The organism is Mesorhizobium sp. M7A.F.Ca.ET.027.02.1.1 (assembly GCF_004022985.1).
GTDB lineage: Bacteria > Pseudomonadota > Alphaproteobacteria > Rhizobiales > Rhizobiaceae > Mesorhizobium.
In genome coordinates this window covers 1-9,697 of sequence record NZ_RZOL01000232.1, presented here as the reverse complement: position 1 = coordinate 9,697, position 9,697 = coordinate 1, and the positions used below count along the sequence as shown (strand labels likewise).

The following is a 9,697-nucleotide window of genomic DNA, read 5'->3' as shown; positions in this document are numbered from 1 at the left end:
GGGCAGGGGAGATCTCGTAGCCGGTGCGCAACGTCGCGGTGTAGAGCGTCGAGTCCTGATCCTTCTGCGACAGCGAGGTGCCGTCCGAGAGCTTGGCGTCGCCGTAAAAATCGTGCGAGACCGCGCCGGTTAGCGTGTACTGCATCTTGCCGAGATGCTTTTCGACGGCGAGGCTGCCATCGATGGTCTGCCGCAGCGGTTGCTTGCTGACGCCGGCAATGGCGTCCGGTGATGATGCCGATTCCGGCACGGCCTCGTAGCCGAGCTTGGCGATGGCGCGCAACTCATTGTCGAGGTCGACATTGAGCTGGCCTTCGATGCGCCCTTGCTCGTCGTGAACCGGGTAACCGGAGACGGTCTCGCGAAACAGGCCATAGCCGTCGATCGTGGCGGAGTTCTCGCGCCAGTCGGATGCGGCGGAAAAGCGCAGCGCCGTCTCGGACAGCAGCGCCGACGTGCCGGCACTGCTCGAATCGCCGTTTGAGGTGGCGGTCAGGCCCTGTTCGATCGTCGGCCGGATGACGAAGGAGCCCCATTTGACGCCGGTGGCGGCAAACGGATCATCCTCCAGCTTCTTTTTCTGGCCTTCGATGGCGTCAGTGCGCTCCGCGCCTGGGTCGAGCTTCTGCCTGTCGGCACTGTCGATGGTGAGGGCGCGGCGGTTGGCTGTGTCCTCGTCTGTCTCTTCACCTTCGGTGGCATCCGTCGTGGAGGCGGTCGTGGAAGCGGTGATGTCGGAGGTGCCGGCCGTCGATTTCTTTTTCTTTTTCGACTTGTCGGCAGCCTTGTCCTTGGCCTGGTCAGCCGCATTCTGCCCGGCGGTCGATGAGCGGCGGCGAGGCTTGGGCGGCGCCGCGATGTCGGCGGACGTGTCGTCAGTGGCTGCCGGCGGGTCGAAAAGGCTGCCGGTCGCGGTGGCGTCGCCAGTGTCGGCGTCGTCTGGCACGGCACCGGCGCTGGCCGGCAGATAGGTGCGGGCCGGCGCATTGTCCTGCGCGGCATTGGCCGGCTGTTGACCCTGCGCTGCCAGGGCCAGCTGTCTCGCCTTGCGCTGCTGGTCGGACAGGATCGCCGATTCCGAAACCTCGCCGCGCAGTTCGGTTTCCTGGGCATGGAGCGCAGTCGGGCGCAGCAAGGCAAACATGCTGGTTGCCAGCAGCAAGGCGCAGACAGCCTTGCCCTTTCTTCCTGTCGAATTTTCTGGCTGGGCCCCGGACATCGCCACCACTGCTTGCGCGGCGCACGCGCGCCATACTTACCGAACCGTAAATGGGGATGGTTAACGGAGGGTTGAGGCGGCGGCCCGTCAACCAGCTGAAGCGCTGATTCCAAAGGGATTCATACCGCCTGCGTTAAGCTTTTGATTTTCGCGCCTGCCGTCGTCAAAACCACCGCGCACGTTCGGGCAACATGCCTTGGGCCATTTCTGTTGGACAGCGCGCCGGCAAAGCGCTAATCGCATCAGCCATGCATGCGGGATCCCTGGATAAGAAGCCTTCGGACAGGCAAGCCTCGATCGCTTCGGCGCTGAGGACGGTGGCGACAGAACAGGCTGGGGTTGCAGCCCTTGCCCAGGCCTTGGAGAACGGATTGGCCGCGCCTTTCGCGCAGGCGGTCGAGATGATCTCCGGGATTGAAGGCCGGCTCATCGTCACCGGTGTCGGCAAAAGCGGCCATATCGGTTCGAAGATCGCGGCGACGCTGGCCTCGACCGGCACGCCGGCTTTCTTTGTCCATCCCGCAGAAGCCAACCACGGCGATCTCGGGATGATCGCCAGGGACGACGCCATCATCGCCATGTCGTGGTCGGGCGAAAGCAAGGAACTGATGGGCATCGTCGCCTATTCCAGGCGCTTCTCCATCCCGCTGATCGCCATCACCGCCGGAGAGACATCGGCGCTGGCGCGGGCGGCGGACGTGGTGCTGTTGCTGCCGCGCGCGCCTGAAGCCTGCCCGCACGGCTTGGCGCCGACGACATCGACGCTGCTGCAACTGGTGATGGGCGACGCGCTGGCGATCGCGCTGCTCGAAGCACGCGGCTTCACGCCGGATCATTTCCGCACCTTTCACCCGGGCGGCCAGCTCGGCGCCAACCTGACGCAGATCCGCGAGATCATGCATGTCGGCGACAGGCTGCCGCTGGTGGTTGCGGGCACCGGCATGCATGACGCGATCCTGGAACTGTCACGCAAGGGATTTGGCTGCGTCGCGATCACCGACGCAGACGGTGCGCTGGTCGGCATCATCACCGATGGCGACATCCGCCGGCACATCGGCAGCAACCTGCTGGCGATGACGGTGGATCAGGTGATGACAAAAGGCCCGAAGACCGCGACGCCGGACACGCTGGTCGCAACGGCGCTGCAGACGATCAACAATTCAGCCATCACCAGCCTGATGGTGGTGGAGGGCCGGAAACCAGTCGGCCTCATCCACCTGCACGACCTGCTGCGTATCGGCGCCGCCTAAGGTGTGCTGATCTTAAGGTGATGCCGGCCTGCAAACGACGGTTTCCTGCGCTTCCGGTGCTCACGTACCCAAAGTACGCTCCGCTCCGGTTCTCGGAACCCACCGTTTTCGACTCGGCCTGACCTGAATCTCAACACACCTTGTCCAAGCGGTGGGTTTCAAGAATTCAGACCGCCTCGACGGTCAGTTCCAGATCCGTGTCGGCCGCGCCCGTCACGCGCACTTGCGTGCCGGCCGGCAAATCCGGGCCGGAGACACGCCACAGCGTATCGCCCAGCTTGATGCGCCCGCGCCCGTCACGGATCGGCTCGGCAAGTGTCGCCATCCTGCCGACCATTTGCGCGCCGCGCCGGTTGAGCAGCGGCTGGTCGGTCGGGTCGTTGCGGCTGCCGACCAGTTTCTTGCCGACATAGGCCGAGACCAGCGACAGCGCCAGGAAGGCGAGGACCTGGACCTGCCAGGTCCAGAAGCCGGCGTCCCAGATCAGCAGCGACACGGCGCCGATGATCAGCGCGGCGATGCCGATCCACAGCATGAAGATACCCGGCGCGATGATTTCCATCACCAGCAGGACGAAGCCGAGAACCATCCAGTTCCACGGGCCGAGTTCGGAAACGATGCGGTCGATCATTGGTTTCGACCTCAGTTGTCGGTTGGGCGAACGACCGGCGGGCGCGCGGCCTGCCTCTGCGAGCCGGTCGTGCCTTCGCTGCGGAAGACTTCCTTGGCGATTTCGCCAATGCCGCCGAGCGAACCGATCAGCGACGATGCCTCGAAGGGCATCAGCACGATCTTGCTGTTGGTGGCCGTGCCGATCCTGCCAAGCGCTTCAGTGTATTTCAGCGCTACGAAGTAGTTCAGCGCCTGCACATCGCCTTTGGAGATCGCTTCCGACACCACCTGGGTGGCGCGGGCTTCCGCCTCGGCCGAACGTTCGCGCGCCTCGGCATCGCGGAAGGCGGCTTCCTTGCGGCCCTCGGCCTCGAGGATCTGCGACTGCTTGAGGCCTTCGGCGGCAAGGATCTGGGCACGCTTGTTGCGTTCCGCGGTCATCTGCCGGCCCATCGATTCGATAAGGTTGGCCGGCGGGTTGATGTCCTTGATTTCGACGCGGGTGATCTTGATGCCCCACGGGTGGGCTGCCTCATCGACGACACGCAGCAGGCGCTCGTTAATGGCGTCGCGGTTCGACAGGAGTTCATCGAGATCCATCGAACCCATGACGGTACGGATGTTGGTCATCGTCAGATTGAGGATGGCGTTCTGCAGGCCGGAAACCTGGTAGGCGGCCTGCGCCGCGTTGAGGATCTGGAAAAAGGCGATGCCGTCGACACCGACAATGGCGTTGTCGCGGGTGATGATTTCCTGGCTCGGAACGTCGAGCACCTGCTCCATCATGTTCATCTTGGCGCCGATACGGTCGATGAACGGGAAAATGAAATTGAGGCCTGGGCTCAGTGTCTTGGTGTAACGGCCAAAGCGCTCCACCGTATAATTGTAACCTTGCGGGATTGTCCTGATGCCTTTGATCAGCAGCACCAATACCAGAAGTGCAAGTGCACCAATCGCAATATCGAAACCACTGAAATCCATTTGGCTCTCCCTCAGACGAAGGCCGCACAAGCCATTCTCGCGCTGCCGACTTCACCAAAGACTTAAGTGTATTTCAGATGCGTTACAATCAGGTGATGATGGATTGTTTATAGGGTTGCACTCAGCGGTTGAAGGCAAACAATCTTGCATCCATGTCATCCAGCCCGTTGATCGAAGCCGGGACAATCCTCGGAAGCGACCTGCGAGAAGGTGATGCCGTTGCCGCCGTAGCCCATCACCGCATGGATGCGCGGGTGGCGGGGAATGGCGCCGATATAGGGCAGGCCGGTGGTCGTGGTGCCGAACGAGCCGGTCCAGGCAAAATCGGGTCTGGTGTCGAGATGCGGAACTATCAGGCCGAGCTTCTCGGCGATGCGTGTGCTCTTGTCGGCGATCAGTGCGTCGCGCCGCGCTTCGTCGATAAAATCCTCGTCCTCGCCGCCGCAAATGACCCGGCCGTCGACCGTCGTGCGCATATACAGATACGGCTCCGACGCTTCCCAGATGAACGCTGCGACCGGCCAGAGCTTTCGCGGTTGCGGGCGTGTCGCAATCGCCCATGTCGAGATGATCCGGTGGGCGGTGGCCGGCACGATGTCGACAAGTTCGTAGCCGGTGGCCAGAACAACATGTCGTGCGGTTATGGTCGGGCCATCCCTGGTCGTGACGACAACAGCTTCGGCGCTGTCCTCGATCATTGTGGCTTCCACGGGGGCATAGAAGCGTGCCTTGCGCTCCAGGGATTTCAGCAGCAGCCCAGCCGTCAGCTTGCGTGGGTCGAGGGCGATATTGCCGTGGCCGAGAATGGCGCCTTCGCGGTCGATGCCGAATTTCTCGGCTAGCTGTTGTCGGGTTAAGCAGATGGCGCCGATGCCGGCTAGCCGACGTGTCTCGGCCTCGTCGCGCAGTTCCGGCGGACCAAGCATCGTGCCGGCCAGATAGAGTGACGGCATGCGGCTTAGGCCACAGTTGATGCCGAGTTCGGCAATGCGTCCGGCGAGATTGGAAACGGCGAGCCGCGAGCGTCGCCAGGCCTGCTGGGCCGAAGCTCTGCCGACCATCTTCGAGAGCGTGGAGAGAGGCTGGTCTATTTCGAATGCCACCAGTGCGGTGGTTGCGGCCGTCGAGCCCTTCAGCGGGCCGCGCCGGTCGATGCAGATGACCCGATGGCCATCGGCCGTCAGCGCCTCGGCCATCATGGCGCCGCTGATGCCCATACCGACGACCAGCACATCCGTGTTGACGTCCCGGATCAGGCCGTCCGTCTGCACCGCAGGCGCGCGATAGGCCGACCAGACGGGCTGGCCAGTTCTGAGGTCGAGTTTGCGGGGCATCGCATTCTCCGGAGGCGCGCCTTAACGCCCCGGAGCTTGTGTTGTTCCGGGTTAGACCCAGCCGGACAGTTCGCGCCGCACCATCGCCTCGATCACCGCCATCCCTTCCGCGCTATCGTTGAGGCAAGGTATATGGGCGAAATTCTTGCCGCCGGCATGGTGGAAGGTTTCAGCCGCCTCGCGGCCGATCTCGTCCAGCGTCTCGATGCAGTCGACGGAAAAGCCGGGATTGACGATAGCGATCGACTTGACGCCGTCCTGCGCGAGTTTTTCCACCGTCTTGTCGGTGTAGGGCTGCAGCCATTCCTGCGCACCGAAGCGTGACTGGAAGGTGACGATCAGTTTCTTGTCATCCCAGCCGAGCCGTTCGCGCAACAGCCGCGTCGTCTTCTGGCAATGGCAATGATAGGGGTCGCCCTTCTCGAAATACGGTTTTGGAATGCCGTGATAGGAGGTGATGACCACCTCCGGCTCGAAGTCCAGCGTCGCCAGATGCCGTTCGATCGAGCGCGCTAGCGCCTCGATATAGACCGGCTCGTCATAGTAGGGCGGCACGCTGCGGACGGCCGGTGCGCGGCGCATTTTCATCAGCGCGCGAAACAGCTGATCATTGGCGGTTGCCGTGGTCGTCGCCGAATATTGCGGATAGAGCGGGAAGGTAAGGATGCGATCGCAACCCTGGTCGACCAGACGCTGGGCAATGCTGGCGGTTGAAGGGTTGCCATAGCGCATTGCCCAGTCGACGACGACATCAGGCAGGTCGCGCAGCGCTTCGGCCAGCTTTTCGGCCTGGGCGCGCGTATAGGTGCGCAGCGGCGACTCGTCCTTCTCCCGGTTCCAGATACGGGCGTAGTTGGCGCCCGACTTCTTGGGCCGCGTGGTGAGCACAAGGCCATAGAGGATCGGATACCAGATCGCCCTGTTGAGCTCGATGACGCGCGGGTCGGACAGGAATTCACGGAGATAGCGCCACATCGGCTTGAAATCGGTGCCGTCGGGCGTACCCAGATTGACCAGCATGACGCCGATCTTGCCCGCCTTGACCGGCGGATGCCCAGCGGGCAACGGGCCGGGCGCCTTTGCGGCCTGGGGTTCGGCAGGGGTGGGAAGCGACATAAGGGTTCTCCGGAAGACGCGAACCTAACCATCTTGCACGCGCATTCAATGCAGCGTCTGGCCGCACCTTAAAGCGGATTGTCTGAATGGATTCAGACGACCCGCTTTAAGCCTTTGTTTTTATGCACCTCGTTCTCACAAAACCGAGGTCACTTTGGGGCGACATGAATTAGCCCGAAAACAGGACGCCCGTCCGGTTTTCGGACGGGCGGTGTCATTCAGGCATATAGCGGGGCTATTGCGGCGGGATGGTCAGCGTTGCGCCAACAGGAAGCCGGCGCGGCTCATAACCCTTGTTGGCGCCCGAAATGACCTTCCATTTGGCACCGTCGCCATAGGCCTTCTTGGCCAGATCCCAATAAGTGTCGCCGGCAACGATGACATGGCTGGCTTCGGCCGGCACGGCCTCCGCTGGCTTTGCCGGCTCGGCGGCGGGAGCCGGTGCCGCCAGGGCGGGGGCTGCTTCAGCCGGTTTTGCCGCCTCTGCCGGTGGCGCCGGCGGGGGTGGCGCTCCCTCTGTCGATATGGCCGGGGGCGTGTTGGCGATGTCGCCCGAGTTGGCCGGCAATTCGGGCATTGCCTGTGCCGCATCGGCAGGCTTGGCGGCTTCAGCCGGTGCGGGCGCCGGCGTGGCCGGCGCTGCTTCGGTTGGCTTGGCCGGATCGGTTGCCGGGGCCGCAGGCGCCGCGGCGACGGTCGCGGCTATTTCGGTGATGCGGCCGTCGAGCTTCGGCGTGTAGGGCCGGTGGGCGCCGAGGTAGTCGGCAACCACCTGTTCGAGGCCGGGGCCGTAATCGTAGGCATTCTTGGCCTTGTCGGCGAAGATCTTGTAGCCGTCGCCGCCCTGGCGGACATAGTTGTTGGTTGCGACCAGATAGTCCTTGTCAGGCTTGATCGGCGTCCAGGCGCCGCCCTCCATGACCTCCACCGATTTGACGCGGCCGGCATTGGGCGCGACGGATTTGTCGAAGGAATATTTCAGGCCGGCGACCTGCGGGAAGCGCCCGGCGCCGTCCTCGACCTGGCTGAGGCCGCCCTCGAGGCCGGCCACCAGATCCTTGCCCGAAATCTGGAAGGTCGCCAGCGTGTTCTGGAACGGCAGCACGGTCAGAACCTCGCCCATGGTGACGGTGCCCTTGTCGATCGAGGCGCGCAGGCCGCCGCCATTGGAGATGACGATCTCGACGCCCTGTCCCTTGACGCGGTCGAGGATGGCGTCGGAGACGAGATTGCCCATCGCGCATTCACGGGTGCGGCAGCTCTCGCGACTGCCGTCGATGACGTCGGTGGTTTCCGCCACTTCCTTGTTCTTCAGCGCCTCGATCGGCGCCCCAAGCTCCTTGATACGGGCGAGCACGGCCGGGTCGGGGGTGATCGACTTGTCGAGATAGATCGGGTTGCCGCTGGCCGATTTGACGACTCCATTGTCGTCGAAAACCACCTTGAACTCGCCAAGATATTTCGAATAGGACGCCGCCTGCACCACCGGCACCTTGTAGCCGTCCGGATTGTCGACCATCGTCGGGTAGGGGCCCTCCGCCTTCGGATCGGTGTTCGACAGCAGCGAATGGCTGTGGCCGCCGACGACGACATCGACGCCCGGGATCTTGGCAATGACGTCACGCTCGCGCCTGTAGCCGATATGGGTCACGGCGATGATCTTGTTGACGCCTTCGCCCTTGAGCTTCTCGACTTCGGCGGTGATCGACTTGACGTCGTCCTCTATTGCGACGTTGGGTCCGGGGGAAGCGAGGTCCGGCGTGTCGTTGGTGATCGCGCCGATGATGCCGATCTTCTGGCCGCCGACCTCGACGACAACAGATGGCTTGACGCGGTCGCCGAGCTTGGATTGCGCGTTGGCCTTCACATTGGCGCCGAGCACCGGGAACTTGATCATGTCGAGGAACGGCGCCAGGGCCGCCTCGCCGTCGTCGAATTCATGGTTGCCAAGGGCCATGGCATCGAACTTCATGTCGTTGAGGAATTCGCCTTCGACCTTGCCCTTGTAGGTCGTGTAGAACAGCGAGCCCTGGAAATTGTCGCCTGCGCTGAGCAACAGCACGTTCTGGCCTTGCAGCTTCTGGCGCTCCTGGGCGATCGCGGTGATCAGCCGGCCCGCGCCACCGATGCACTCGCCCTTGGTTTCCTCGTCCGCCGAGCAGGTCGATTCATATTTGTTGTTGCCTTCGATGCGGCTGTGCCAGTCGTTGATATGCAGGATGTTAAGCGTGTAGTCGGCAAAGGACGTGCCGGCCGACAGACCGAGGGCTGAGGCTGACAGGGCTGCAATGGCGGCAAGCTTCTTCATCTTCGTCTCCCGGAAAGCTGATCAGAGGCCATTAGCGCTCTTGCTTGACTGGAACATAACAGCCGGCGCTTCGGCCATGTTCCCATCGCGTTCCCGATGACGCAAGCGGAATCCGGGGCCCCTTTGCCGGCATAAAAAAGGACGGCGGCCAACCGGCCGCCGTCCTTGGAAAACGAATGGTCGCGGGTTCAGACGCGCCTTGTCAGCACGAAATTCTGACCGCTGGAGCTGGTGCAGTTGAGCTGGCTTGTCGACACCATCAGGCAGTTGAAGCTGACCGCGGTCTGGCGGATCAGCGAGGTGCCGTTGATCTGCACCGATGTGGCGCCTGTCATCGTGTAGCTGCCGTCGGCAAGCTTCTGGCCGGTGTCGGTGGCGACCGTCGTGAAGGTGCCGCCGGCGAAGGTCGACAGGCCGGTGCCCTTGGCGTCGATCCACGAGCCCTCGACGCCTTTCGGCGCCGCTGCCATCGGCGGTTCATCAGGGCCGCTGGTCGCACAGGCGGCGAGCATCGTCGCAATGGCGCCCGCCACGCTCATCGAAAGAATTTTGCGCGCAATGATCATGTGAAAATCCTCTCCTCTCGCATCGGCCCGAAAATCGGAATCGATTTTCGACAAGCACGAGGCGTGCATCCAAGTTTCCAGAGCGACATGCGTCCAGATGAATGCGTGTCGTTGTGGTCCGCATCCCTTCAATCGCCCGATTTCCGGGCGATTGCAAGGCGGTGAGGCAGGTAGGCGGTGCTGCTATCGCACAAGGATGTTGCGGAACTGCCACGGGTCGTTCCGGTCGAGGTCTTCCGGGAACAGGCCGGGGCGGTTATCGAGCGGCGTCCAGTCGGTGTAGTAGCCTTTGACCGGTCCGAGATACTGGG

At 63.1% G+C, this 9,697-nt stretch carries 7 protein-coding genes and 1 pseudogene; 1 reads left to right on the top strand and 7 read right to left on the bottom strand.

Translation table 11 applies throughout. The annotated features are described in order from the left end of the window. The coding region (locus tag EN749_RS22780) for an outer membrane beta-barrel protein (RefSeq protein ID WP_189367660.1) at positions 1 to 1,219 on the bottom strand (1,219 nt) is incomplete at its 3' end. A 248-nt stretch (positions 1,220 to 1,467) separates the two neighbouring features. Here EN749_RS22780 and EN749_RS22775 point away from each other — a divergent pair. Next, positions 1,468 to 2,469, top strand: a complete 1,002-nt coding sequence (locus tag EN749_RS22775) for a KpsF/GutQ family sugar-phosphate isomerase (RefSeq protein ID WP_128364018.1) — start codon at positions 1,468 to 1,470, stop codon at positions 2,467 to 2,469. A gap of 166 nt (positions 2,470 to 2,635) precedes the next feature. Here EN749_RS22775 and EN749_RS22770 read toward each other — a convergent pair whose 3' ends face one another. The 6 genes and pseudogenes from EN749_RS22770 to EN749_RS22745 all read right to left on the bottom strand — a co-directional run bounded on the left by EN749_RS22770 (position 2,636) and on the right by EN749_RS22745 (position 9,386). Continuing rightward, positions 2,636 to 3,100 carry an NfeD family protein gene (locus EN749_RS22770; RefSeq protein ID WP_023810067.1) on the bottom strand — a complete coding sequence of 155 codons (465 nt, stop codon included), beginning with the start codon at positions 3,098 to 3,100 and terminating at the stop codon, positions 2,636 to 2,638. Between the two features lie 11 nt (positions 3,101 to 3,111). Then, positions 3,112 to 4,062 (bottom strand): SPFH domain-containing protein, encoded by a 951-nt coding sequence (locus EN749_RS22765; protein ID WP_127269753.1) that lies wholly within the window; start codon positions 4,060 to 4,062, stop codon positions 3,112 to 3,114. A gap of 121 nt (positions 4,063 to 4,183) precedes the next feature. Then, positions 4,184 to 5,396: pseudogene (locus tag EN749_RS22760) on the bottom strand (FAD-binding oxidoreductase). Between the two features lie 51 nt (positions 5,397 to 5,447). Then, positions 5,448 to 6,512 carry a ferrochelatase gene (gene hemH / locus EN749_RS22755; RefSeq protein WP_128364017.1) on the bottom strand — a complete coding sequence of 355 codons (1,065 nt, stop codon included), beginning with the start codon at positions 6,510 to 6,512 and terminating at the stop codon, positions 5,448 to 5,450. A gap of 235 nt (positions 6,513 to 6,747) precedes the next feature. Next, entirely contained in the window at positions 6,748 to 8,820 is a 2,073-nt protein-coding gene (locus EN749_RS22750) for a bifunctional metallophosphatase/5'-nucleotidase (protein WP_128364016.1), read from the bottom strand. Between the two features lie 188 nt (positions 8,821 to 9,008). Continuing rightward, positions 9,009 to 9,386 carry a hypothetical protein gene (locus EN749_RS22745; protein ID WP_127259982.1) on the bottom strand — a complete coding sequence of 126 codons (378 nt, stop codon included), beginning with the start codon at positions 9,384 to 9,386 and terminating at the stop codon, positions 9,009 to 9,011. Positions 9,387 to 9,697 lie beyond the last annotated feature (311 nt).